Origin of the sequence: Pseudomonas sp. HMSC065H01 (assembly GCF_001815235.1) — a bacterium.
Classification (GTDB): domain Bacteria; phylum Pseudomonadota; class Gammaproteobacteria; order Pseudomonadales; family Pseudomonadaceae; genus Pseudomonas; species Pseudomonas aeruginosa.
Window position 1 is genome coordinate 1 of the sequence record NZ_KV819928.1, and the last position, 25364, is coordinate 25364.

Annotated in this window: 22 protein-coding genes; 10 read left to right on the forward strand and 12 right to left on the reverse strand. The window is 66.9% G+C overall.

The window, feature by feature from the left end; genetic code table 11:
* Positions 1 to 40: 40 nt before the first annotated feature.
* Complete coding sequence (locus HMPREF3014_RS26620; RefSeq protein ID WP_023087118.1) at positions 41 to 1366, reverse strand: phospholipase C/P1 nuclease family protein; 1326 nt, start codon at positions 1364 to 1366, stop codon at positions 41 to 43.
* A 216-nt stretch (positions 1367 to 1582) separates the two neighbouring features.
* Here HMPREF3014_RS26620 and HMPREF3014_RS26625 point away from each other — a divergent pair, with 216 nt between their 5' ends.
* Positions 1583 to 3298, forward strand: coding sequence for an MFS transporter (locus HMPREF3014_RS26625; RefSeq protein ID WP_003091965.1), 1716 nt, complete (start codon positions 1583 to 1585; stop codon positions 3296 to 3298).
* 121 nt (positions 3299 to 3419) lie between these two features.
* On the opposite strand, the gene HMPREF3014_RS26630 is transcribed toward HMPREF3014_RS26625, so the two are convergent.
* Positions 3420 to 4760 carry a DEAD/DEAH box helicase gene (locus HMPREF3014_RS26630; RefSeq protein ID WP_003122185.1) on the reverse strand — a complete coding sequence of 447 codons (1341 nt, stop codon included), beginning with the start codon at positions 4758 to 4760 and terminating at the stop codon, positions 3420 to 3422.
* Positions 4761 to 4945: 185 nt separating this feature from the next.
* Between HMPREF3014_RS26630 and HMPREF3014_RS26635 the strand changes: the two genes are divergently transcribed.
* The 4 genes from HMPREF3014_RS26635 (at position 4946) to HMPREF3014_RS26650 (ending at position 8826) form a co-directional block, all read left to right on the forward strand.
* Positions 4946 to 6313, forward strand: a complete 1368-nt coding sequence (locus HMPREF3014_RS26635; protein WP_003113893.1) for an MFS transporter — start codon at positions 4946 to 4948, stop codon at positions 6311 to 6313.
* Between the two features lie 167 nt (positions 6314 to 6480).
* Entirely contained in the window at positions 6481 to 7809 is a 1329-nt protein-coding gene (locus HMPREF3014_RS26640) for a mechanosensitive ion channel family protein (protein WP_003103754.1), read from the forward strand.
* Between the two features lie 19 nt (positions 7810 to 7828).
* Positions 7829 to 8371, forward strand: a complete 543-nt coding sequence (locus HMPREF3014_RS26645; protein ID WP_003103756.1) for a dihydrofolate reductase family protein — start codon at positions 7829 to 7831, stop codon at positions 8369 to 8371.
* Positions 8368 to 8826: an NUDIX hydrolase gene (locus HMPREF3014_RS26650; protein ID WP_003113894.1), complete on the forward strand. Its 459-nt coding sequence runs from the start codon at positions 8368 to 8370 to the stop codon at positions 8824 to 8826. The genes HMPREF3014_RS26645 and HMPREF3014_RS26650 overlap by 4 nt, the downstream gene beginning before the upstream one ends.
* Before the next feature lie 121 nt (positions 8827 to 8947).
* Here HMPREF3014_RS26650 and HMPREF3014_RS26655 read toward each other — a convergent pair whose 3' ends face one another.
* A complete protein-coding gene (locus HMPREF3014_RS26655) occupies positions 8948 to 10642 on the reverse strand; it encodes an NAD-dependent malic enzyme (protein WP_003091987.1) in 1695 nt (564 codons plus the stop codon).
* Positions 10643 to 11098: 456 nt separating this feature from the next.
* Here HMPREF3014_RS26655 and HMPREF3014_RS26660 point away from each other — a divergent pair, with 456 nt between their 5' ends.
* Positions 11099 to 11695, forward strand: coding sequence for a C40 family peptidase (locus tag HMPREF3014_RS26660; protein WP_003103763.1), 597 nt, complete (start codon positions 11099 to 11101; stop codon positions 11693 to 11695).
* Between the two features lie 20 nt (positions 11696 to 11715).
* On the opposite strand, the gene rarD is transcribed toward HMPREF3014_RS26660, so the two are convergent.
* The 9 genes from rarD to apbC form a co-directional block, all read right to left on the reverse strand.
* Positions 11716 to 12615, reverse strand: coding sequence for an EamA family transporter RarD (gene rarD, locus HMPREF3014_RS26665; protein ID WP_003103767.1), 900 nt, complete (start codon positions 12613 to 12615; stop codon positions 11716 to 11718).
* Complete coding sequence (locus HMPREF3014_RS26670) at positions 12612 to 13472, reverse strand: carboxylate/amino acid/amine transporter (RefSeq protein WP_003092000.1); 861 nt, start codon at positions 13470 to 13472, stop codon at positions 12612 to 12614. The genes rarD and HMPREF3014_RS26670 overlap by 4 nt, the downstream gene beginning before the upstream one ends.
* A 93-nt stretch (positions 13473 to 13565) precedes the next feature.
* The gene (gene pheC, locus HMPREF3014_RS26675) at positions 13566 to 14372 is read right to left on the reverse strand and encodes a cyclohexadienyl dehydratase (RefSeq protein WP_003092003.1); all 807 of its coding nucleotides are present in this window, start codon (positions 14370 to 14372) and stop codon (positions 13566 to 13568) included.
* A 154-nt stretch (positions 14373 to 14526) separates the two neighbouring features.
* Positions 14527 to 15132, reverse strand: a complete 606-nt coding sequence (gene rhlI, locus HMPREF3014_RS26680) for an acyl-homoserine-lactone synthase RhlI (RefSeq protein WP_003111059.1) — start codon at positions 15130 to 15132, stop codon at positions 14527 to 14529.
* Between the two features lie 179 nt (positions 15133 to 15311).
* Entirely contained in the window at positions 15312 to 16037 is a 726-nt protein-coding gene (gene rhlR / locus HMPREF3014_RS26685; RefSeq protein ID WP_003119559.1) for a quorum sensing system transcriptional regulator RhlR, read from the reverse strand.
* A 124-nt stretch (positions 16038 to 16161) separates the two neighbouring features.
* Positions 16162 to 17442: a glycosyltransferase gene (locus HMPREF3014_RS26690; protein WP_003092007.1), complete on the reverse strand. Its 1281-nt coding sequence runs from the start codon at positions 17440 to 17442 to the stop codon at positions 16162 to 16164.
* Between the two features lie 65 nt (positions 17443 to 17507).
* Positions 17508 to 18395: a 3-(3-hydroxydecanoyloxy)decanoate synthase gene (gene rhlA / locus HMPREF3014_RS26695; RefSeq protein ID WP_003092013.1), complete on the reverse strand. Its 888-nt coding sequence runs from the start codon at positions 18393 to 18395 to the stop codon at positions 17508 to 17510.
* A gap of 423 nt (positions 18396 to 18818) precedes the next feature.
* Positions 18819 to 19385 carry a dCTP deaminase gene (dcd, locus tag HMPREF3014_RS26700; protein WP_003092017.1) on the reverse strand — a complete coding sequence of 189 codons (567 nt, stop codon included), beginning with the start codon at positions 19383 to 19385 and terminating at the stop codon, positions 18819 to 18821.
* 100 nt (positions 19386 to 19485) lie between these two features.
* On the reverse strand, positions 19486 to 20580 hold the full coding sequence (apbC, locus tag HMPREF3014_RS26705) for an iron-sulfur cluster carrier protein ApbC (RefSeq protein WP_003092020.1): 1095 nt from the start codon (positions 20578 to 20580) through the stop codon (positions 19486 to 19488).
* 130 nt (positions 20581 to 20710) lie between these two features.
* Between apbC and metG the strand changes: the two genes are divergently transcribed.
* The 4 genes from metG to tsi3 all read left to right on the forward strand — a co-directional run bounded on the left by metG (position 20711) and on the right by tsi3 (position 25325).
* Positions 20711 to 22744 (forward strand): methionine--tRNA ligase, encoded by a 2034-nt coding sequence (gene metG, locus HMPREF3014_RS26710; RefSeq protein ID WP_003163410.1) that lies wholly within the window; start codon positions 20711 to 20713, stop codon positions 22742 to 22744.
* A gap of 33 nt (positions 22745 to 22777) precedes the next feature.
* On the forward strand, positions 22778 to 23578 hold the full coding sequence (locus HMPREF3014_RS26715; RefSeq protein WP_003103776.1) for a DUF4349 domain-containing protein: 801 nt from the start codon (positions 22778 to 22780) through the stop codon (positions 23576 to 23578).
* An 86-nt stretch (positions 23579 to 23664) separates the two neighbouring features.
* Positions 23665 to 24891 carry a type VI secretion system effector muramidase Tse3 gene (tse3, locus tag HMPREF3014_RS26720; RefSeq protein ID WP_003092026.1) on the forward strand — a complete coding sequence of 409 codons (1227 nt, stop codon included), beginning with the start codon at positions 23665 to 23667 and terminating at the stop codon, positions 24889 to 24891.
* Positions 24888 to 25325 carry a T6SS effector muramidase immunity protein Tsi3 gene (tsi3, locus tag HMPREF3014_RS26725; RefSeq protein WP_003117529.1) on the forward strand — a complete coding sequence of 146 codons (438 nt, stop codon included), beginning with the start codon at positions 24888 to 24890 and terminating at the stop codon, positions 25323 to 25325. Before tse3 ends, tsi3 begins: the two co-directional genes overlap by 4 nt.
* Positions 25326 to 25364 lie beyond the last annotated feature (39 nt).

The window sequence follows — 25364 nt, forward strand, 5'->3', positions numbered from 1 at the left end:
TAACCGCTCGCGGTTATCCGCCGCTTATCCGCCCGCCCCCTCACTCCTTCGCCCCACCCTCCTCCGTCTCCAACGCCGCCCTGGCGATGTTCCGGCTATGCGCGCCGAAATGCCCGATCAGTTCGATCAGTTGCGCGTTCAGCCCCGCATTGTCGTGGGCCTCGGGGCGTGGCTGGTTGCTCTCGCTGAAGTCCTGCGCGGCGGAGGCCGGGCGGGCGGCCAGCCATTCGCCGATGGCGGCGTCGAAGGCCGCGGCGTGGGCGTTCGACTCGGCGGCCACCACGTCGCGCAAGTAGGTCGGCGAATAGGCCGGATAGGCACCGTCGCGGCGGGTGTCGGCGTAGGCGTCGAGCATCGGCTGCGGGCGGCCGTCGCGGAGCAGTTGGCGCAGCCAGTCGAACTGGTATTTCTCCACCGCGGTATGGCGGTTCGCGACACGCTCGATGGCCGCCTGCTTTTCCTCCGGGTAGCCGAGCAATGCCTTGCCCTCCATCTGTAGCATCGCCGCCAGGCTGGCACCGGGCAGCGGCGTGGAGTGGTAGGGCTGGGTGATGTCCTGGATGTAGTGCATGCCCCAGCCAAGGAACCGGTAGCCCCAGTAGGGATGACCGTTGGCGAAGGCGAAGCGGGACAGGCCGAAGTACTGGTAGGCACGCCATTCCGGCCAGGCCCGGGCGAGGAACGGCGCGCCGCTGTAGATCACCGCCGCCTCGTGATAGAAGCCCATGTGGAACGGCGCCTGGGAGCTGAACTCGAAGCGCGGGTCGCCGAATGGCTGGGTGCCGAAGCCGTAGCGCTGGCCGGCTTCGCCGGGGTTGTCGCTGAACAGGTTGATGTCGTGGCCGTAGTCCGGTTCGTCGGCGGCGGTGGCCAGCACTGCCAGGGGCGCGACTCGCTCGCCGGGCTCCAGGCGGATGAAACGCCAGGCGGTCCACGGCGAGAGGTTCTGGAACACCAGCACCTCCTGTGGCTTGAGGTGCGGGCGCTGCGGCTGGTCCTGCCCGGGAAGCGGCTGGAGCGCCAGCGCCAGGCGGATCTCCGGGTTGACCCGCAGCGCCGCGAGGAACGCCTGACGCAAGTCGCCGGCCTCGCCCTCGGCAGCGAAGCGCAGGGCGTCCGGACGCGCCGGGTAGTTGCCGATATGCGCTCGGGCGTAGGCTTCCTGCTCGTCCAGCAGGGCGGCCAGTCCGCCGCGCTCGGCGGCGAGGAACGCCTCCAGCGGCTCCACCTCGACTTCCGGCGCCTCGCGGATGGCCGCCAGCTCGCGCAATGCCAGGTAGCTGCCTACCGTATGGTTGGACCAGGCCCACAGGCTCGGCGAGACGACCCACGCCCCCAGCAGCAGGCAACGCAACAGCAACTTCATCGGCTTTTCGCTCTTGTCTCGACTCGGTGCCGGCAAGCCTACCAATGCGGGACACCCAGGGCACTGTCCTGCCTGGACATCAGAACTCTCCGATAGCGCCATCGGACCAATGTCTATCCACGCCGGGCCGGCCCCATGACCGCCATCAATGGCGCCCAGGCGCCAGGCGGCTAGACTTTCCCGACATCAGGCACGCTGATACAAGGCACCCATCTGATGCTCCAGTCCGTTTCGCCCAAGCACGACCTGCCCCTCAAACCCGAAGGCCAAGCGGCCAAGCCAGAACGCACCGGCACCTGGGCGCCGTTCTCGATCCAGGCCTTCCGCATCATCTGGATCTGCAACCTGTTCGCCAACCTCGGCACCTGGGCCCAGTCGGTGGCCGCCGCCTGGGTGGTCACCGACGCCCACGCCAGCCCGCTGATGGTGGCGATGATCCAGGTCGCCGCGGCACTGCCGCTGGTGCTGCTGTCGATCCTCTCCGGGGTCATCGCCGACAACCACGACCGGCGCAAGATCATGCTCTGGGGGCTCAGCTTCGAGATGACCGGAGCGATGTTCGCCACCCTGCTGGCCTTCCTCGGCTACCTAGACCCGGTGCTGCTGATCATCTCCATCCTCTGGATCTCCCTCGGCGGCTCGGTGACCATCCCGGCCTGGCAGGCGGCGGTCAACGAGCAGGTGCCGGCGCGCATGGTCAGCGACGCGGTGCTGCTCAACAGCGTCAACTACAACGTCGCCCGCGCCGCCGGCCCGGCCCTCGGCGGCCTGCTGCTGAGCGCGGTGGGACCGGCCTGGGTGTTCCTGTTCAACAGCTTCTGCTACATGGCCCTGATCTGGGCGATCTGGCAGTGGCGGCGCGAGGTGCCCAAGCGCAGCCTGCCGCCGGAAGGCATCCTCGAAGGCGTCACCGCGGCGCTGCGCTTCACCCAGTACTCAACCGTCACCCGCCTGGTGATGATGCGCTCCTTCGCCTTCGGCCTCTCCGCCAGCGCGGTCTGGGCTCTGCTGCCGCTGCTGGCGCACCGCAACCCGGACGGCGACGCGGCGATCTACGGCTACATGCTCGGCGCCCTCGGCCTCGGCGCGATCCTCGGCAGCACCCAGGTCTCGCGCCTGCGCCAGCGGATCGGCAGCAGCCGGCTGATCAGCCTGGCCGGCTTCACCCTGGCGCTGATCCTGCTGACCCTCGGCCTGGTGGACAACCTCTGGGTTCTGTTCCCGGTGCTGATCCTCGGTGGCGGCTGCTGGATCGGCGCCCTCGCCACCTACAACTCGGCGGTGCAGATCCTCGTCCCCGACTGGATCAAGGCGCGCGCCCTGGCGCTGTACCAGACCGCGCTGTACGGTGGCCTGGCGCTGGGTTCGTTCCTCTGGGGCCATCTCGCCGAGACCATGACCGTGCACGGCGCGCTGCTGGCCGCCGGCTGCCTGCTGCTGGCCTCGGTGATCCTCCTGTACAACTCGCGCCTGCCGGAAATGGACGCCGCCAGTATTTCCCGCGCGCCGGCGAGCATGCCCGGGCAGCCGAGCTTCGTCTTCAACACGCGGCGGGGCATGGTGCTGGTCTCCATCGAATACCGGATTCCCGCCGAGCGCACCCGCGACTTCGTTCGCGCCGCCCAGCCGCTGCGCCGCCTGCGCCTGCGCAACGGCGCGGAGCGCTGGTCGCTGTTCCGCGACGTGAGCAACCCGGAGGTCTGGCAGGAACTGTTCCTGGTGGACAACTGGATCCAGCACCTGCGCATGCTCGACCGCATGACCCTGGCCGACAAGATCGTCATCGACAACGTCACCGCCCTGCATGCCGGCGACGGTCCGCCGCAGATCCGCCATTGCGTGAGCTACGAGGCCAGCAGCTACGATACGCCGCTGGTGAAGAGTGCCACGCCGCCGGCCAACGACGAGGCGGGCGCGACGGCGGGGAGCTGAGAACGGGGCCAGGCAGTCCCCCGGGGCGGACAGCGCCAGCGGCGTTATCCGCCATCCAACGCCGGCGCGGCGGATAACCGCAAACGGTTATCCACCCTCCGAAGCGGTCGGCGGCGCGCAATCACTCCGCCGTCGGCTTCTTGCGCTTGAGCGGCGCCATGCCGTCGGCGCTGACCACCGCCGACGGCCCGGCCTTCGGCCGCGCGGCGGGCTTGCGCTTGGCCGCGGGCTTGGCGGCGGCGCCCTTCCTGTCCTGCTTTTTCTTCTTGCTGCCGGCGGCCTTGCCCGACGCCTTGAGTTTCTTCGGCCCCTGGTAGGCGGCCTTCAGTTCCTTGATGTTGCGTCGTTCGAAGTTCTGCTTGAGGTAGCGTTCGACGCTCGACATCAGGTTCCAGTCGCCATGGCAGATCAGCGAGATCGCCAGGCCCTCGGCGCCGGCGCGACCGGTCCGGCCGATGCGGTGCACGTACTCGTCGCCGCTGCGCGGCATGTCGAAGTTGATCACCAGGTCCAGGCCTTCGACGTCCAGGCCGCGTGCGGCGACGTCGGTGGCGACGAGGATCTTCACCGCGCCCTGCTTCAGGCGTTCGATGGCCAGCTTGCGGTCCTTCTGGTCCTTCTCGCCATGCAGGACGAAGACCTTGTGCTGGTTGGCGATCAGCCGCCCGGTCAGGCGATCGGCGGAGACCCGGGTATTGGTGAAGACGATGGCCTTGGTGTAGGTCTCGTTGCTCAGCAGCCATTGCAGCAACTGTTCCTTGTGCGCCACGTCGTCGGCGGTGATGACCTGCTGGCGGACGTTCTCGTTCAGCTCGCCGACCTGGTTCAGGCGCAGCACTTGCGGCTCGCGCAGCACCTCGGCGATCACCTTGTTCAATCCGGCGCCGCTGTGGGTGGCGGAGAACAGCAGGGTCTGGCGCTCGGCCGGGCAGGCATTGGCCAGGGCCAGCACGTCGTCGGCGAAGCCCATGTCGAGCATGCGGTCGGCCTCGTCCAGCACCAGCACCTCGATGTCCTGCAACGGCAGGTTGCCGGCGTTGCGCTGCTCGAGCAGGCGGCCGGGGGTGCCGATGATGATCTCCGGGTTCTTGCGCAGGCGCGCGCCCTGCACCTTGAAGTCCTCGCCGCCAGTGATCAGGCAGGCCTTGATGAAGGTGAACTGGGCGAAGCGCTCGACTTCCTTGAGGGTCTGCTGGGCCAGCTCGCGGGTCGGCAGGAGGATCAGCGCGCGCGCCAGGGAGCGCGGCTTGTCCTCGGCCAGCAGGCGGTGCAGCAGCGGCAGCAGGAAGGCCGCGGTCTTGCCGCTGCCGGTCTGCGCCGTGACCCGCAGGTCGTGCCCCTCCAGCGCCTTGGGAATGGCCGCGGCCTGGACCGGCGTCGGCTCGCTGAAGGACAGGCTTTCCAGTGCCTTCAGCAGGCGTTCGTGGAGGGGAAATTGGCTGAACAAGGGAGACCTCGGCATTGCACGTGAAAATGGACAGGTGCATAGCCTAACGGTTGCCGCGCCGGCGCGCAGGCTTTATTCGCGCGGCGCGACGGCCAGCGCCGGCGTCGCAATCGGCTCGACGCCGGGTCGCCGCCAGGCAAGCACGGCGCGGGCGGCGATCGCAGACTCGTTCGACGCCCGCCGCCCAGAGGAACCAGGTCATGCCCGACGCGCCCGCATCCGCCGCCGAACGCCTCGAACGGCTGCCGCTGAGTCCGTATCACCGACTGGTCTTCGTGATCATCGCGCTGGCGTTCTTCTTCGACTCGATGGACCTGGCGATGATGACCTTCCTGCTCGGCTCGATCAAAGCCGAGTTCGGGCTCGACTCGGCGCAGGCCGGGCTGCTGGCCAGCTCGAGCTTCTTCGGCATGGTGATCGGCGCGGCCCTGTCGGGCATGCTCGCCGACCGCTTCGGGCGCAAGCCGGTATTCCAGGCCAGCATCGTGCTCTGGGGCCTGGCCAGCTACCTGTGCTCCACCGCCGGCGACCTCGACAGCCTGACCTTCTACCGGGTATTGCTGGGGATCGGCATGGGGATGGAGTTTCCCATCGCCCAGTCGCTGCTGTCGGAGATGATCCCGGCCAGCCGCCGCGGCAAGTACATTGCGCTGATGGACGGCTTCTGGCCGCTGGGCTTCGTCGCTGCCGGCTGCCTGTCCTACTTCCTGCTGCCGCTGACCGGCTGGCGCAGCATTTTCCTGGTGCTGGCGCTGCCGGCGGTGTTCGTCCTCGCCATCCGCTTCCTGATTCCCGAGTCGCCGCGCTGGCTGGAGCAGGCCGGCCGGCGCGAACAGGCGGACCGGGTATTGCGCGACATAGAAGCACGGGTGATGCGTTCGCTGGGCCTGACCGAACTGCCGCCGCCGCTGCGCCAGCCGCAGCGGGAACGCAGCCGTCCGGGCTTCTTCAGCGCCTTCGCCGAGCTCTGGTCGCCAGCCTACCGGCGCCGCACCCTGACCGTCTGGGGCCTGTGGTTCTTCGCCCTGCTCGGTTTCTACGGCCTGACCTCCTGGCTCAGCGCGCTGCTCCAGCAATCCGGCTTCGCCGTCACCCAGTCGGTGTACTACACGGTGCTGATTTCGCTGGCCGGGATACCCGGCTTCCTCTGCGCGGCCTGGCTGGTGGAAAGCTGGGGCCGCAAGCCGAGCTGCGTGCTGATGCTCCTCGGCGGCGGCGCGATGGCCTACGCCTACGGCCAGACCGCGGTGTTCGGCGGCAGCCTGGCACTGCTGATCGGCTTCGGCCTGGCCATGCAGTTCTTCCTGTTCGGCATGTGGGCGGTGCTCTACACCTATACCCCGGAACTCTATCCGACCTCCGCGCGCGCCACCGGCTCGGGCTTCGCCTCGGCGGTCGGGCGGATCGGCTCGCTGCTCGGCCCGCTGGTCACCGGGCTGGTCCTGCCGCTCACCGGCCAGGGCGGGGTGTTCACCCTCGGCGCCCTCTGTTTCGGCGTCGCCGCCCTGGTGGTCTGGGCCTTCGGCATCGAGACCCGCGGGCGCACCCTGGAGGAGCTTGCCGGCTGAGCCCGCGCGTCGGCGGAAAACCTTTGTAGACACGTCGGGGATGCGATCCGGCGCCCGATGGGGCACTCTTGGTTCCTTTGTGCGTTCCCGGCCCCCGCGTCGGGATGTCCGTTCAACCGCGGGGCCGGCCCGTCCCCCCCGCCCGCAACAAAGGAAGTCGCCTGTCCATGGACTCCACATCCCTTCTCGACCAGCTCTCCGGGTACTGGTCGGCGCTCGACCAACACCCTATCCTGCACGCCGGCCTGGCCTTCGGCCTGCTGCTGGTGGGCGCCCTGATCCTCGGCCGGGTGGCCCGCTACATCGTCCTCTACGCCGCCAACCTGCTCGCCCGCCAGCCCGCGCTGCACTGGCTCGGCGACCTGATCCGCAACAAGGTGTTCCAGCGCCTGGCGCAGACCACGCCCTCGCTGCTGGTGCAATTCGGCCTGCCATGGATCCCGGAGATGCCGGACAAGGCCGCGCACTTCCTCGGCAACCTGGCACTGGCCTTCACCGTGCTGTTCCTGATCCTCGCCCTCACAGCGCTGCTGAATGCCCTGCTGGACATCTACGCGCGTACCGAGCACGCCCGCACCCGCTCGATCAAGGGCTACGTGCAACTGGCGAAGATCGCCGTGTTCGTGTTCGGCGCGATCATCATCGTCTCGATCATCATCGACCGCTCGCCGCTCCTGCTGCTGTCCGGCCTCGGCGCGATGTCGGCGGTCCTCCTGCTGGTCTACAAGGACACCCTGATGTCCTTCGTCGCCAGCGTGCAGCTCACCAGCAACGACATGCTGCGAGTCGGCGACTGGATCGAGATGCCGCAGGTCGGCGCCGACGGCGACGTGGTGGACATCACCCTGTACACCGTGAAGGTGCAGAACTTCGACAAGACCATCGTCTCGGTGCCGACCTGGCGCCTGATGTCGGAGTCGTTCAAGAACTGGCGCGGCATGCAGCAGTCCGGCGGACGGCGGATCAAGCGGGCGATCTACGTCGACTCCAGCCAGGTGCGTTTCCTCGACGAGAAGGAAGAGCGGCGCCTGAGCCAGGTGCGCCTGCTCACCGAATACATGGCCCGCAAGCAGACCGAGTTGCAGGAGTGGAATGCCGCCAACGGCGGGGTCGCCCCGCTGGCCGCCAACCGCCGCCGGCTGACCAACATCGGTACGTTCCGCGCCTACGCCCTCGCCTACCTGCAGAACCATCCGGACATCCATCCGCACATGACCTGCATGGTCCGCCAGTTGCAGCCGACCGCCCAGGGCATCCCGCTGGAGATATACTGCTTCACCCGCACCACCGCCTGGGTCGACTACGAGCGCATCCAGGGCGACGTGTTCGACTACCTGCTGGCGGTGATGCCGGAGTTCGGCCTCGGCGCCTACCAGCAGCCCAGCGGCCAGGACCTGCGCCAGGGGCTGCAGGGCATGCTCGAAGGGCGTGACGCCGAGGCCCGTTCGTTCGAGGCGTTGGCCGCACCGAGCCGCAGCGACGAAGCCACTGTCTGAAGCGAGGGGAGCGCCGTCCATGAAACCGCACCTGATCTACTACGTCGCCACCAGCCTGGACGGCTTCATCGCCCGTCCCGACGGTAGCGTCGACTGGCTCGACCGTTTCGCCGAGGGCGGCAACGACCATGGCTACAACGGCTTCTACCAGGGCATCGACGGGCTGCTGATGGGCCGCGGCACCTACGATATCGTGCGCGGCTTCGGCGACTGGCCGTATCCGGGCAAGCCCTGCCAGGTGCTCACCCGCAATCCCCGGGAGAGCGCGGTGGAAGGCGTCGAGTTGCGCCATGACACGCCCCAGGAAGGCCTCGCACGCCTCGGCGAACAGGGCTGCCGGCGGGTCTGGCTGGCCGGCGGCGGCAGCCTCGCCGGTAGTTGCCTGGCGGCCGGGCTGCTCGACGAGGTGATCGTCAGCGTCATTCCGCAGCTGCTCGGCGCCGGCATCCCGCTGTTCGCCGGCGGCCGCGAGCGGCGCCTGCAACTGCTGGAACAACATGGCTACAACAGCGGCATCGTACAGATGCGCTACCAGGTGATCGCCGAGGACGACCCGCAATGACCGACAACCTGCTGAGCATTTCCGCCGCCTGCCTGTTCGACGACCAGGGCAACCTGTTGCTGGTGCGCAAGCGCGGCACCCAGGCCTTCATGCTCCCGGGCGGCAAGCGCGAGCCGGGCGAAACGCCCCTCGCCGCGCTACAGCGCGAACTGCTGGAGGAACTGCGCCTGCCGATGGGCGCCTCGACCTTCGAGCACCTCGGCAGCTTCCAGGCGCCGGCGGCCAACGAGGCGAACACCCGCGTCGATGCCGATATCTACGTCGCCCGCTTGCCCCACGCCGTCTGTGCGCAGGCGGAGCTGGAGGAACTGGCCTGGCTGGTCCCCGGCCAAGCGCAGCCGGACAATCTCGCGCCGCTGCTGCGCGATCATGTCCTGCCGGCCCTGGCGCGGCGCGCGGCGGAAAACCCGGAAACCCAGGCCGAACACCGGACGCGCCCCGATCATGTGCGCTGAGCGCTAGCGCTACCGTCAACGAAAAAGGCCACCTCGGGGTGGCCTTTTCGCGTTCTCGCACCGATCGCGCGGAATATCGGCGGTTAACGCCTCTCCCTTGTGCGCAGCCTGCGGCTAAGCCTCAGAACGAAGTCCGGCGGTAGGCACGGTAGCGCGGGAACCAGAAGTTCGCCTCGATGGCGTCGTTCAATACCTCGTCGCTGGTATGCAGGGCCTTGCCCTCGGCCTGGGCCTGCTTGGCCACGGCGACGGCGATGCGCTTGCTGACCTCGCGGATGTCGCCCAGCGCCGGCAACACGGCGCCCTCGCCCCGGGTAACGATCGGCGAGCAGTTGGCCAGGGCGTTGGCCGCGGCCATCAGCATGCCTTCGGTGACCCGGTTGGCCCGCGCGGCGATCACCCCCAGGCCGATGCCGGGGAAGATATAGGCGTTGTTGCACTGGGCGATGGGAATCCGCTTGTCGCCCACCTGCACCGGTTGGAACGGGCTACCGGTGGCGACCAGCGCCTGGCCGTCGGTCCAGTTGAGGATTTCCTGCGGAGTCGCCTCGACCCGCGAGGTCGGGTTGGACAGCGGCATCACCAGCGGCTGCTTGCAATGGCTGTGCAGCTCACGGATGACCTCTTCGGAAAACAGCCCGCGCTGCCCGGAGACGCCGATCAGCACCGTCGGCCGGGCATTGCGGATCACTTCCAGCAACGCCAGGTCGTCGCCCTGCTGGCCGCCCCAGGCACCGAGATCGGCGCGTTTCTGCGCCAGGCGGTGCTGGAAGTCGAGCAGGTTGCTCATGTCGTCGGTGAGCAGGCCCCAGCGGTCGACCATGAAGATGCGCCGACGCGCCTGGGCCTCGTCCAGGCCCTCCAGTTGCATGGCGGCGATGATCTGTTCGGCGATGCCGCAACCGGCGGAGCCGGCGCCGACGAAGGTCACGGTCTGCTCGCTGAGCTTCTCGCCCTTGGCCTTGCAAGCCGCCAGCAGGGTGCCCACGGCCACCGCGGCGGTGCCCTGGATGTCGTCGTTGAAGCAGCACAGCTCGTCCTTGTAGCGCTCCAGCAACGGCATGGCATTGGTCTGGGCGAAGTCCTCGAATTGCAGCAGGACGTTGGGCCAGCGGCGCTTGATCGCCTGGATGAACAGGTCGACGAACTCCTCGTACTGCGCCCCGCTCACCCGCTCGTGGCGCCAGCCCATGTACATCGGGTCGTTGAGCAGGTCCGGGTTGTTGGTGCCTACGTCCAGCACCACCGGCAGGGTGTAGGCCGGGCTGATACCGCCGCAGGCGGTGTACAGGGACAGCTTGCCGATCGGGATGCCCATCCCGCCGATGCCCTGGTCGCCCAGGCCGAGGATCCGCTCGCTGTCGGTGACCACCACGATCTTCACGTTGTTCTTGGTGGCGCTGCGCAGGATGTCGTCGATCCGCTCGCGGTCCGGGTAGGAGATGAACAGGCCGCGGTGGGTCCGGTAGATCTTCGAGAACTCCTGGCAGGCCTGGCCGACCGTGGGGGTGTAGATGATCGGCATCATTTCTTCCAGGTGCTCCTCGAGCAGGCGGAAGAACAGGGTCTCGTTGTTGTCCTGGATCGAGCGCAGGAAGATGTGGCGGTCCAGATCGGTGTTGCACAGGTTGTACTGGCTGTAGGCGCGCTCGGTCTGCTCCTCGATGGTCTCGATGTTGTGCGGCAGCAGGCCCTGCAGGTTGAAATCGATGCGTTCCTGGGTACTGAACGCGCTGCCTTTGTTCAGCAGCGGCATCTCCAGCAGCGATGGGCCGGCATGGGGAACGTACAAGGGACGCTTGGCTGTTTCGGTCATATCTGGACTCGCTTCTACGGGCTTCACTCGGGTACGGGGACCACGAACATACCCCCGGCGCAGAGGCTTTCCAAGGCCACGGCGAACAACAGGTCATTGCCGGACCCGCAAGTATCGCCACTTGCACGGCGAAACCGGCGCGTCACATCCGGAACCGATCATTCGACGAATGGTCAGAAGGCTGGCGTCAAAATAGGTCACAATAGCCGCCGCTTTCGTAGGGGAATACGCTGGGAACGCCGATGAGTCCCCGATTTTCCTTCGTTAAGCCCGTTATCGCCGGGACAACCTGAATGCATCCAGGCCCGGAAGCAGTTGGCCGTTTCGTTTGACGGCCTGGTCGGAAGAGTCAGGAGGGCTCGTTCCGGTCACCCAGAAGACACTCCGATGAACAGAGAGTAACCACGAACCAGCGGAAGCCTGGACCGTTATTCACGCACGCGAAGACATGCCGAAATGCGTTCACCCTTTTTGACATGCCTGTCTGTAGGCTTCGCGGCCCTTCTGGCCGCCCTCTCGACGCCCAGCCTGGCTTCCAACCAGGTCACCCACACCTTCAAGCCGTCGAAGAATTCCACCCTGTCGCCCAGCCGGGTCGTCAGCACCCGCCAGTCCGCCAACCGCTCGGTGGTCGCGGCCGCCGCTTCCGAAGTCACCGACCGCGCCTTCAGCATGATCGGCACCCCCTACCGCTGGGGCGGCACCACGCCGAAGAAAGGCTTCGATTGCAGCGGCCTGGTCAACTATGTGTTCCAGGACGTCGATGACGTCGACCTGCCGCGGACCGCCCGCGCCATCTACAACATGGACAACAACAAGGTCTCCCGCGGCAAGCTGCAACCGGGCGACCTGGTGTTCTTCCGGATCCGCAGCCGCAGCGTCGACCACGTCGGCATCTACGTCGGCAACGACCGCTTCGTGCATGCGCCGCGGCGCGGCAAGAAGGTCCGCGTCTCCGACCTCAACAGCAGCTACTGGAAACGCCACTACCTGGCCGGCAAGCGCATCCTGCCGACCACCCTCGCCCAGGTCGAAAGCACCCGCAAGCGCTGATTCCGGCGCCTGCGGCTCGCTCAGATGCCCCGCCGCGCCTGTTTCCTCAGCAGGCGCGCGCTGTCCCAGCCGGTCAACAGCACCGCCAGCCAGATCGGCGCGTAGGTCCATAGCTGCTCGGGACGGAACGCCTCGCCGAGGAACAGTACCGCCACCAGGAACAGCAGCACCGGTTCGACGTAGCTGAGAATCCCGAACAGCCCCATCGGCAGCAGCCGGCTGGAAGCCATCATCGCGCCGAAGGCCAGCGCGCTGATCAGCCCCAGCATCGGCAGCAGCAGCCACAGGCGCGGCGCCTCGCGGAAGGCCTGGCTCTCGTCGCCCAGCCAGTACAGCGCGGCCAACGCCAGCGGCAGCAGGAAGAGCATCTCGAAGACGAACCCGGACAGCGCGTCCACGCCCATCCTGCGCCGCAGCATGAAGTACGGGGGATAGCCCAGCGCGGTGACCAGGGAGACCCAGGAGAACGCGCGGGTCAGCCAGAACTCGTGGAGCACCCCGGCCAGCGCGCAGGCCACGGCGATAGCCTGCAGCGGCGTCAGGCGCTCGCCGTAGAACACCCGCCCCACCAGCACCATCGCCAGCGGCAGGAGGAAGTAGCCCAGCGACAGTTCAAGGGTTTTCCCGGCCAACGGCGCCCAGATGAAGATGCCCCATTGCAGCAGCATCATCGCCGCGGTCAGCGGGAAGCAGGCCAGCAGCCAGGGCTCGGCGAACAGCCGGCACCAGGCGGCGCGCAGGGTCGGCCACTGGCGGGTGGCGACGACCAGCAGGAATACCATCGGGATCGACCAGACCACCCGATGCGCCACCACCTGCAGGCTGTCCAGCGGCTCCAGCAGGTGGACGTAGCCCGGCAGGGTAACGAACAGCACCGAGGCGGCCAGCGACAGCAGCACGCCCTGTCCGGAAATCCTCATGCACGCACCTCGCGCCGGCCGAGCCGGTTGACCCACAGCGAAGCGACGATCACCGCGCCGCCCAGGGCCAGGCGCGGCAGGTCGGCGTGCTGGTTCCAGATCAGCAGGTTGAGCAGCAACCCGACCGGCACGTGCAGGTTGTTCATCACCGCCAGGGTACCGGCGTCCACCTCGGTGGCGCCCTTGTTCCACCAGAACTGGCCGAGGGCGGTGGCCAGCAGCCCCATCCATACCAGTACGCCCCATTGCAGCTCGCCGGCCGGCAGGCGCTGCGGATCGCCGAACAGCAGCCAGGCAGGCAACGCCACCAGCAGCGCGCCAACGAAGAAATAACCGAAGCGCTGGCGCTGCGGCAGCTCGGACGGGTACTTGCGCACCAGGCGCTTGTACAGCACCTGGCCGGCGGCGAAGGTGGCGTTGGCCAGTTGCAGCAGCAGGAAGCCCTGGAGGAACTCGCCGGTGATCCCGTCGTAGCGGATGATCGCCGCGCCCAGCACCGCCACCAGCGCGGCGGCCAGGGCCCAGAAGTTGAAGCGGCGGTTGAGCAGGTCATCGAACAGGGCCACGTGGACCGGCGTCAGCACGGTGAACAGCAGCACCTCGGGCACCGTCAGCACGTTGAAGCTCAGGTACAGGCAGACGTAGGTGATGCCGAACTGCAGCGCGCCGACCAGCATCACCCCGCCGACGAAACGCGGTTCGACGCCGCGCCAGCGGGTCAGCGGGAGAAACACCAGGCCAGCGAGAAGGACCCGGGTAAGCACGGCGAAGTAGCTGTCGACCTGGCCGGCGAGGTACTCGCCGATCAGGTTGAAGGAGAACGCCCAGAGGACGGTGACGAACAGTAGATAACGCATGGACCAGGCACCAGGATGGGGCGCCGACCATAACGTTTTTGCCGCCGCCAAGGAAGGCCGCGCGGGCCCGCGGCCACCCTCGCCGGCCCTGTATTACTTGCCGTGCGCGGTGGGCCAGCGGTATTCGAGCCAGTGCTCCATGCGCTGGCGCAACAAGCCGCTCTGCTCGGCGATGTGCAGCCACTGGTCGACGTAGCGCTTGAAGGCCTCGTCGCGCGGCAGCAGGTAGGCCTTCTCGGCGAAGTCGAAGGGTTGCTGCGGATGCACGGCGCAGAGTTCCGGGTGCAGACGCGACTGCAGGCGGGCCTCGATGGCGTCGGTCATCATCAGGTCGGCCTTGCCGTCGACGATCTGCTGGAAGATCGTCACGTTGTCCGGATGCACCAGGATCCGGGCCTTCTTCAGGTTCGCCCGGGCGAACTTCTCGTTGGTGCCGCCGGGGTTGACGATGGCCGTCACGCCCGGCTGGTCGATCTGCTCCAGGGTCTGGAAACGCGCTTCTTCGCTACAGAGGGTGATCGGCGTCTTGCCGTCGCGCAGGTAGGGAATCGAGAAATACGCCTGGCGCTGGCGCTCCAGGTTGATCGAGATGCCGCTCATGGCGATGTCGAAGCGGTCGTCGGCGAAATCGCGCATCAGGTTCGGCCAACTGGTCGGCACCACTACCAGCTTGGCCCCCAGGCTCTCGGCCAGGCGCTGCGCCATGTCCACATCGAAGCCAGCATAGCCGCCCTCCTCCGTGCGGTAGCTGAAGGGCTTGTAGTCGCCAGTGGTGGCGACGCGCAACACGCCGCTCTCGAGGATGCGGTCGAGGCGGCTCTCCTGCGCCTGGAGGCTGGCGCTGGCCAGCAGCGCAAGGCAGGCCAGGGCCTGGACGAGATGGCGGAATGACTTCGGCATGGCGACTCCTCGGGATGGCGGACCGCAGAGAGACTACGCAAGTCGGCAGCCGCGGCCAAATCCCGGAATGCAGGGGAACGCCCGATGACGCCGGGGCGCGGGCCGAGCATGCGGCAGGAGAAGCGGAAAAAAGTGCGCGAAATGGCTGACGACCTCACACCGCCATCGACAGCGGTACGCCCTGCAGCCATTCCGGGTGGTAGCGCAGCAGCATCTCCAGGCCGCGCTCCTGGTAGGCCGGGAAGCTGATCGCGACCAGCGTCTCGCCCTTGACCTTCTGCGGCGGGCCGAGGCGCTGGAGGATCACGCCGTTGCGAACGAAATAGCGCTCCATGGCCGTGGTGGTCACCGCCACCACCGAACTGGCGCCCAGGTACCAGGCGCATTGCAGGCTGGACCAGAATATCTTCATCGCCAGTTGCGGATCGTCCGCCGCGCTGGCGGCGTAGCGCGAAAGCTCCCATACCGACGGATCGCTGGGCGGGGTTTCGCTGCACAGGTAGGCGAAGACTTCCTTGAGCAGGTAGGCGTCGGTCGTCGGCAACAGGCGGGCACAACCGCAGATACCCTGGCGGCCCATGGCGACGATGTAGCGGGTTTGCGGATGGTCGAACTGGTCGAACTCCTGGTCGCGGACCCTGGAGGTGGAGACCACGTCCCAGCCCAGCTTCTCGATGAAGACCTGATGCCGGTAGCGTCCCAGCTCGGCGATCATGGCGGCGGAAAGCCCTTCCAGCGATTCAGAGAGCAATTCGATCATGACCAAGTCCCCGTGTCGTGCCGGCCGAGAAAAAAAGGCGGCATCCCTACCCTGATACTCCTGGGCCCTCTCAGTCGGAGGACATACCAGCACACACATGAGGGGGAAGACTAAAGGAGGATGAACGGCAGGCAACCTGCCAGATCTGGTAGGGCGCGCCAGCCGGCGCGCCCTAAGCATCAGATGAGGCCCAGCGCCGCGGCGTAGGCGGCAGCCAGCGTCTTGTTCGGCGCGTCGAACTTCTTCTGGATGTTCTTGTGGTGGAAGTTCACCGTGCTCTCGGAGATGCTCAGGATGATGGCGATTTCCCCGGAGCTCTTGCCGTCGGCGGTCCATTGCAGGATCTCGCGTTCGCGATGGCTCAGGCAGACCGGGTTGGACATCAGCATCGGATGCTCCAGGTCGGTCAGCTTCTGGGTCAGCAACTCGATCATGCAACGCAGCCGCAGGCGTATTTCCTCGCGCTCGAAGCTGGAGATGTTCTGCTGGTCGCGCGCCACGGAAAGCACGCTGAGCAAATTGTTCGGCGCGCGGATCGGCAGGGTCGCGCCGACACAGAGGCCCCAATCGCGAGCCTCGTTCCAGAGCATCCGGCTCTGGTCGAACAGGCTGTCGCTCCAGACCACCATTTCCGAGGAGCGCAGGCCGTTGAGGATCGCCGGATCCACGGCCCCGTAGTTCTGCATCTGGTATCGCTCCAGCCAGGCCTTGGGATAGGTGCCATGGACCTCGGTCTTCGGCCGGGTGAAGGGAATCGTATGGCGCACGCCATAGGCGTAGTAATCGAAGCCCAGGCGCCGCACTTCCTTTTCCAGGACGGCGAACACGCCCTGGCTGTCGTGGATCGGCTGCATCTCGCTACGCAAACCGTCCCACCACAGCAAAAAGCCTCCGTCATTCCTCATTGCAGTAAGCCCTGATCGATAAAATGCATCACAGCAGAATTGGCCCGGGGTATGACGCTGTCAAGCGCGCAGCCTTGCCGATACGGCAAAATCATGGCAACCCTATCTGTTATGCCAGCACCGTTCAGGACGCAGCCTTCAGCCATCGCGCATCCCCCTCCCTATGACAACGTTCGACCACCTGGGCCGCTTTACCGCAAGCGATACTGTGCGGTTGTGACAATTCCATGAAACGCCGACAGGCCGCCGCCATGGCCGGGTCCTCGAGCAAGCGCCACAGCGCCCCGCGCAACTCCTGCTCGCGCAACGGCACGCCCAGGCGCATCCCGCAGCCGAGCCGGACCAGCCGTTCGGCATTGTCGAACTGGTCGTGGGCGCAGGGCAGCAGCACCTGCGGCACCCCCGCCGCCAAGGCCAGGCTCATGGCGCCGATACCGCCCGGATGGACCAGCCCGGCGCACGATGGCAGCAAGGCTCCCAGTGGCGCGTAGGCGCGCTGCAGCACGTGATTCGGCAAGCCGCGCAGCGGTTCCTGGCCGGCGCCGGTGAGGAAGATCCCACGCGCGCCGAGGCGTTCCAGCGCGCGCAGGGCCATGGCGTAGAAGTCGCCCTGCAGGTGTTCGGTCGAGCCCTGGGTGAACACCAGCGGCCGGCTGCCCTGATCGAGAAAGCGTTGCAGTTCGTCGTCGAGCGGGGTCCCCGGGATACTGCCGTCGAACAGCGGGAAGCCGGTCATGTGCAGGGGTTGCGGCCAATCCTGCTGGGGCGGCGCGAACCAGGCCGGGAACAGGCAGACCACGCCCTGCGGCGAATGCATCCATTGGGTGAAGATGCGCTTCACCGGCGTCTCCAGGCCGACCTTGCGGCGCACCGCGTTGATCTCCGGCGCGCAGGTGCGATCCAGCTTGAAGCGCTCGATGCAGCGCCAGAGCAGCTTGCGCATCGCCAGCGGCATCTGCTCGGGCACGTTGAACTTGGGGTGTACCGGCGGCAGGTGCGCCGACAACAAGGTCGATGGCGAGACCTGCGCGGACAGGTAGGGAATCCCGTACTTCTCGTGAGCGATGCGTGCGCCCAGCGCCCAGAGCGAGCCGACCACCACGATGTCGTCATGGCGCTGCGCCGAGACGTACTCGTAGACCGGCTCGATCATCCCGGCGATGGCTTGCCAGAGCACGCCGAAGGACGTCTTGGGGTCCCACAGGCGCGGATCGCCCATGGTCCGGCGGTAGGTCAGTTCGTCGCTCAGCGGGACGAACGCGATGCCGTGCTGCTCCACCGCGTCGCGAAACACCGGGATGGTGCAGAGGCTCACGCGGTGCCCGCGCAATTTCAGGGTCCGGGCCAAGCCGATGAAGGGAAATACGTCGCCGGCCGAGCCGATGGCGATGAGGATGGCGTGCATGGGGCTACTCCGTGCGTTATGCAACCGCAAAGCCCGGCCAGGCCGGGTCTTCGCAGGTCAAGGGTTCAGGCGTAGCCGATGGCCATCTCGTGGAATCCCGCCGCGCGTTCCGCCCGCTGCGGCTCCGGTTGCTTCAGCAGGTGCTCGAGCAGGGCGCGGTGCACGCGTACCGCGGCCAGCTTGGACTCCAGGTCGAGGAAATGCCCGGTGCCCTCCACCCGCGAGAAACTGCAGTGCGGCAGGTAGTCGCGGAACTGGCGGGCGTCCTCGGCGGTGGTGTATTCGTCCCAGCTGCCGTTGATGAAATGCACGTGGCTCTGGATCCGCTCCAGGCAAGCCAGGTAGCCCCGATCGTTGAGCGCCAGCACCTGGTCGATGTGAAAGCGCGCCTGCTCGTATTCGCCGGTGGCCAGCGAAGCCATGTGCTGATGGTTGCTGGCTTTCAGGCGCGGCGGCAGGTATTTGCCGACGGTCTCGTTGAGCAGATGGCCGATCGCCGACTTGTCGTCCAGCTCGATCAGCGCCTGCGCCCGCCCGACGTAGTCGAGCATCGCCTGGTTCAGTCCAGGGGCGAATGCCATCACCACCGAGCTGCGGATGCCGCGCGGATTGCGCGACAGCGCCAGCAGCGTGGAGATACCGCCCCACGACGCGGAGACCAGGTGATTGACCTCGAAGCGCTCGATCAGCGCCAGGAGGATTTCCACCTCGTCGTCCTTGGTGATCAACCCGCGCTGCGGGTTGTGCTGACGCGACTGCCCGGCGAAGGGCAGGTCGAACAGCACCACGTTGAAATGTTCGGCCAGGCACTTGCAGGTCCGGGCGAACGAGGCGGTGGTCGCCATCGCGCCGTTGACCAGCATCACCGTGCTGCGCCCGGGATCCTGCCCAACGCGCTCGACATGTACCCGCAGGCCCTTGCAAACCGATACCAACAGACTTTCGCGCCGCATTTCACACCTCCCAAAAATTTTCGAACAGGCAAACAGCTATCGCTGCCACGGGTATCCCGGCATTACGTAGAGTTCGTTCTTATTGTTCGAACGGCAGACAAGTAACTCAGCGGCCATCCGCGCGGACCAGCCACGGCGGATGCGTACCCCTTCAGGCGAGGGGCTTGTGTGGGTCTTGCAGATCGGCCTGCGCAAACGATTGGCGTCCGTGTTCACGCGTAGCCGATGAACACTTTTTAGCCAATTCGAAAGCTAACGGTAACTGCCAGATTTCACAGGACGGGCGGCCGCCTGCGCATAAGCCCCTGCCCGCCCGCGATAAGGCGTGCCAGAGCGGCCGGCGGGGAACAGCGAGGGGTTGGCGGAAAAGGCATGAAAAAACCGGGCGCCAGGCCCGGTTTCCGGTGTCGAAACGCTCTGGCGTCAGGCTTTTGGCAGGGTCACGCCGCGCTGGCCCTGGTATTTGCCGCCACGGTCCTTATAGGACACTTCGCAGGCCTCGTCGGATTGCAGGAAGAGCATCTGCGCCACGCCTTCATTGGCGTAGATCTTCGCCGGCAGGTTGGTGGTATTGGAGAACTCGAGGGTCACATGGCCTTCCCACTCCGGCTCCAGCGGGGTGACGTTGACGATGATGCCGCAACGCGCGTAGGTGCTCTTGCCCAGGCAGATGGTCAGGACGTCGCGCGGGATGCGGAAGTACTCGACGGTGCGCGCCAGGGCGAAGGAGTTCGGCGGGATGATGCAGACGTCGCTGTTGATGTCGACGAAGCTTTTCTCGTCGAAGTTCTTCGGATCGACCACCGCCGAATGGATGTTGGTGAACACCTTGAATTCGGCGGCGCAGCGCACGTCGTAGCCGTAGCTGGACACCCCGTAGGAAATCACCCGGCTGTCGTCCGCGCCGCGCACCTGGCGCTCGACGAACGGCTCGATCATGCCGTGCTCCTGAGCCATGCGGCGAATCCACTTGTCCGATTTGATGGTCATGGAGGGTGTCCTGTCGAAAGCTGCGAAAAATGATCGCGAATCTTACCGGGGCCGCCGCCCCAGGGCAAAGGCAGCCGTCGCCGACGGCTGCCCGAGCGCCTCAGTCGTCGCTGATGCTGATGTTCGGCAGGCCGACGCTGGCCCGCTCGCTGAGAACGATGCGCGCGCCGACATGGCGGGCGATTTCCTGGTAGAGCATCGCCAGTTGGCTTTCCGGGTCGGCGATCACCGTCGGCCGGCCGCTGTCGGCCTGGGTGCGGATGGCGATCGACAGCGGCATGGACGCCAGCAGCTCGACGCCGAACTGCGCCGCCAGCTTCTCGCCGCCGCCCTCGCCGAACAGGTGCTCGGCATGGCCGCAGTTGGAGCAGATGTGCACCGCCATGTTCTCCACCACGCCGAGCACCGGGATGTTCACCTTGCGGAACATCTCCACGCCCTTCTTCGCGTCGAGCAGCGCCAGGTCCTGCGGGGTGGTGACGATCACCGCGCCGGCCACCGGCACCTTCTGCGCCAGGGTCAGCTGGATGTCGCCGGTGCCCGGCGGCATGTCCACCACCAGGTAGTCGAGGTTGTCCCAGGCGGTCTGGGTGATCAGTTGGATCAGGGCACCGGAGACCATCGGCCCGCGCCAGACCACCGGCGTGCTGTCGTCGGTGAGGAAGGCCATCGACATCACCTGCACCCCGTGCGCCTCCAGGGGCTCGAACCACTTCTGCTCACGGACCTTCGGCCGGGTGCCTTCCGGCAGGCCGAACATGATGCCCTGGCTGGGTCCGTAGATGTCCGCGTCGAGGATGCCCACCCGCGCACCCTCGCGGGCCAAGGCCAGGGCCAGGTTGGCGGCGGTGGTGGACTTGCCGACGCCGCCCTTGCCGGAAGCCACCGCGACGATGTTCTTCACGTTGCCCATCACCTCGACCTGCGGCTGTGCCTTGTGCGGCTGGATCACGCAGTCGACCCGGACCTCGGCGCGAGCGACGCCGTCGAGCGCCTCCAGGGCCATTTGCAGGGTTTGCGCCAGGCCGTTTCTGAACAGCCCGGCGGCGTACCCCAGTTCCAGGCGCACCCGCACGCGGTCGCCCTGGATCTCCACCTCGCGCAGGCAGCCGGCGCTGACGGGGTCCTGGTTCAGATAGGGGTCCTGGTACTGGCGGAGGGTGGCTTCCACCGTTTGGCGAGTGATAGCGGACATGGGGGATTTCCTGAGGGTTAAGCGGGGAATCGATGCCGGTCATCCTACCCGAGTGGCGCGCGGATGAAAAAAAACCGCCGCTTCTTTATAGTGACCGATCCGTTTAGCTCTCAGCCGATAAGCCGAACCCATGTCCGAACCACGCAAGATCCTCGTTACCAGCGCCCTCCCCTACGCCAACGGTTCCATTCACCTGGGACACATGCTGGAGTACATCCAGACGGACATGTGGGTGCGCTTCCAGAAGATGCGTGGCAACCAGGCCGTCTACGTCTGCGCCGACGACGCCCACGGTTCGGCGATCATGCTCCGCGCCGAGCGCGAGGGCATCACCTCCGAGCAACTGATCGACGCCGTGCGCGCCGAGCACATGGGCGACTTCGCCGACTTCCTGGTGGACTTCGACAACTACCACTCGACCCACTCGGAAGAGAACCGCGAGCTGTCCAGCGCGATCTACCTGAAACTGCGCGACGCCGGGCACATCGACACCCGCCCGGTGACCCAGTACTTCGACCCGGAAAAGCAGATGTTCCTCGCCGACCGCTTCATCAAGGGCACCTGCCCGAAGTGCGGCACCGCCGACCAGTACGGCGACAACTGCGAGGCCTGCGGCGCGACCTACGCCCCGACCGAACTGAAGGACCCGAAATCGGCGATCTCCGGCGCCACCCCGGTGCTCAAGGAATCGCTGCACTACTTCTTCAAGCTGCCGGACTTCGAGGCCATGCTCAAGCAATGGACCCGCAGCGGCGCCCTTCAGGAGTCGGTGGCCAACAAGCTCGCCGAATGGCTGGACAGCGGCCTCCAGCAGTGGGACATCTCGCGTGACGCGCCGTACTTCGGCTTCGAGATTCCCGACGCTCCCGGCAAGTACTTCTACGTCTGGCTGGACGCGCCGATCGGCTACATGGCCAGCTTCAAGAACCTCTGCGCGCGGCGTCCCGAGCTGGACTTCGACGCGTTCTGGGGCAAGGACTCCAGCGCCGAGCTGTACCACTTCATCGGCAAGGACATCGTCAACTTCCACGCGCTGTTCTGGCCGGCCATGCTCGAAGGCGCCGGCTACCGCAAGCCGACCGCGCTGAACGTGCACGGCTACCTGACCGTGAACGGCCAGAAGATGTCCAAGTCGCGCGGCACCTTCGTCAAGGCGCGCACCTACCTCGACCACCTGGACCCGGAATACCTGCGCTACTACTACGCGTCCAAGCTCGGCCGCGGCGTCGAGGACCTCGACCTGAACCTCGAGGACTTCGTGCAGAAGGTCAACTCCGACCTGGTCGGCAAGGTCGTCAACATCGCCAGCCGCTGCGCCGGCTTCATCCACAAGGGCAACGCCGGCGTGCTGGTCGGCGCCGATCCGGCGCCGGAGCTGCTCGCCGCCTTCCGCGAGGCCGCACCGGGCATCGCCGAGGCCTATGAGGCCCGCGACTTCAATCGCGCCATGCGCGAGATCATGGCCCTCGCCGACCGCGCCAACGCCTGGATCGCCGAACAGGCGCCCTGGGCGCTGGCCAAGCAGGAAGGCCAGCAGGACAAGGTCCAGGCCGTCTGCGGCCTGGGCATCAACCTGTTCCGCCAGTTGGTGATCTTCCTCAAGCCGGTGCTGCCGAAGCTGGCCGCCGCCGCCGAAGCCTTCCTCAACGTCGCCCCGCTGACCTGGGCCGACCACCAGACCCTGCTGGCCAACCACCAGTTGAACCCGTTCCAGCCCCTGATGACCCGTATCGAGCCCGCGAAAGTAGAAGCCATGATCGAAGCCTCCAAGGAAGACCTCGCCGCCGCATCCCAACCCGCCGGCAACGGCGAGCTGGTCAAGGAACCCATCGCCGCGGAGATCGACTTCGACGCTTTCGCCGCGGTCGACCTGCGCATCGCCCTGATCGAGAAGTGCGAATTCGTCGAAGGCGCCGACAAGCTGCTGCGCCTGTCGCTGGACATCGGCGACGCGAAGCGTAACGTGTTCTCCGGGATCAAGAGCGCATATCCCGACCCGAGTGCCCTGGAAGGCCGCCTGACGCTCTATGTGGCCAACCTGGCGCCGCGCAAGATGAAGTTCGGGGTGTCCGAGGGCATGGTCCTGGCCGCCGGCCCGGGTGGCCAGGAGATCTACCTGCTGAGTCCGGACAGCGGCGCCAAGCCGGGCCAGCGCGTCAAGTAACGCAGACCACGAAGCCACGGAGGGCTCGATAGAATGAACGCATGGAAGCTTGCCGCCGGCGTCCTGCTGGCGGCGCTCTACGGATGCTCCGCCGAACACGCCGAAAGCGTCTCCGGCAATGCCGGTTTCCAGGGCGAGACGGGCAAACCCGGCACCGCCCTCGCCTACGAACACCGCGTCGGCATCCGCCTTCCCGCCGCGCGTATCGACGCGCAACTCGCCGCCAGCCGCGACGCCTGCAACAGCGAGCGCTTCGGCCAGTGCGACGTGCTCGCCATCGAACAACGCGGCGGTATCGGCCATTACGCCGAACTCACCGTGCGCATCGTCCCGGACGGCGTGGAGAAGCTGGTCGCGGCCGCTGCCCAGGGCGGCACGCTGGAAAGCCGGCAGACCCGCGCCGAGGACCTGGCCCAGGCGGTCGCCGACACCCGCCAGCAACGCGAGCGCCTGCAACGCGAGTACCAGACCCTGCAGCAATACCAGGGGCGCAAGGACATGAGCGTCGGCGACCTGCTGGCCCTGGCCAAGGAAATCGCCGCGGTGGAAGCCCAACTGGCCGACAACGCCCAGGCCGGCGCCCAGCAGCAGCGGCGCATCGCCACCAACCTGCTGACCCTGAGCTTCAGCAGCGAGGCGCAGCCGGACAGCCGCCTCGGCCAGCTCGCCACGGCCGCCGGGCAACTGCTCGACGACCTTGTCGATGGCACCATCGCCGCGATGAAATTCTTCGCCTACAGCCTGCCGTTCCTCGTCGTGCTGCTGCCGCTGGGCCTGTTGCTGCGCGGCCTGTGGCGCTGGCTGCGGCGGCCCGGCAAGAACGAGGCGCGCTGAGCCCAGGCATACGGGCGGACCGGGAGGGTCCGCTCTTTCGCCCAGGACCGCCTGACGGGCCTGGCAACTCACAAGGAGGAAGACCGATGACCGCCACCAGCGACCTGATCGAGTCACTGATTTCCTATAGCTGGGACGACTGGCAGGTGACCCGCCAGGAAGCCCGCCGGGTGATCGCCGCGATCCGCAACGACAACGTGCCCGATGCGACCATCGCCGCACTCGACAAGAGCGGCTCGCTGATCAAGCTGTTCCAGCGGGTGGGCCCGCCGGAACTGGCGCGCTCGCTGATCGCCAGCATCGCCGGGCGCACCACCATGCAGCGCTACCAGGCACGCAATGCCTTGATCCGCAGCCTGATCAACAATCCCCTGGGCACCCAGACCGACAACTGGATCTACTTCCCCACCATCACCTTCTTCGACATCTGCGCCGACCTCGCCGACGCCGCTGGCCGCCTGGGCTTCGCCGCGGCCGGCGCCACCGGGGTGGCCAGCCAGGCGATCCAGGGTCCGTTCAGCGGGGTCGGCGCCACCGGCGTCAATCCGACCGACCTGCCGTCCATTGCCTTCGGCGACCAGCTCAAGCTGCTCAACAAGGACCCGGCGACCGTCACCAAGTACAGCAACCCGCTCGGCGACCTGGGCGCCTACCTGAGCCAGCTTTCGCCGCAAGACAAGCTGAACCAGGCACAGACGCTGGTCGGCCAGCCGATCAGCACGCTGTTCCCCGACGCCTATCCGGGCAACCCGCCGTCGCGGGCCAAGGTCATGTCCGCGGCCGCGCGCAAGTACGACCTGACGCCGCAACTGATCGGCGCGATCATCCTCGCCGAGCAGCGTGACCAGACCCGCGACGAAGACGCCAAGGACTATCAGGCGGCAGTCAGCATCAAGAGCGCCAACACCTCCATCGGCCTCGGCCAGGTGGTGGTCTCCACCGCGATCAAGTACGAGCTGTTCACCGACCTGCTCGGCCAGCCGGTGCGCCGCGGTCTGTCGCGCAAGGCGGTCGCCACCCTGCTGGCTTCCGACGAATTCAACATCTTCGCCACCGCCCGTTACATCCGCTACGTCGCCAACCTCGCGTCGCAACAGGACCTGCGCAAGCTGCCGAAGACCCGCGGCGCATTTCCCTCCATCGATCTCCGCGCCTACGCCGGCAATCCGCGCAACTGGCCGCGGGACAATGTCCGCGCGCTGGCCTCGGAATACACCTCGCGGCCCTGGGACGACAACCTGTCGCCGGGCTGGCCGATGTTCGTCGACGATGCCTACGCCACCTTCCTCGACCCTGGAATGAGGTTCCCATGAAGACAGTCGCCCTGATTCTCGCCAGCCTCGCCCTGCTGGCCTGCACCGCGGAGTCCGGGGTGGACTTCGACAAGACCCTGACCCACCCGAACGGGCTGGTGGTGGAGCGCCCCGTCGGCTTCGACGCGCGGCGCAGCGCCGAGGGCTTCCGCTTCGACGAAGGCGGCAAGCTGCGCAACCCACGCCAACTGGAGGTCCAGCGCCGGGACGCGCCGCCCCCGACCGACCTGGCGAGCAGGCGCCTGGGCGACGGCGAGGCGCGCTACAAGGTAGAGGAAGACGACGGCGGCTCCGCAGGCAGCGAATACCGCCTGTGGGCAGCCAAGCCGGCGGGCGCGCGGTGGATCGTGGTCAGCGCCAGCGAGCAGAGCGAGGATGGCGAACCGACCTTCGCCCTGGCCTGGGCGCTGCTGGAGCGGGCCAGGTTGCAGTGAGCGCGACCCCGGGAGACGCAACGGCAGTCCGTCTCCCGG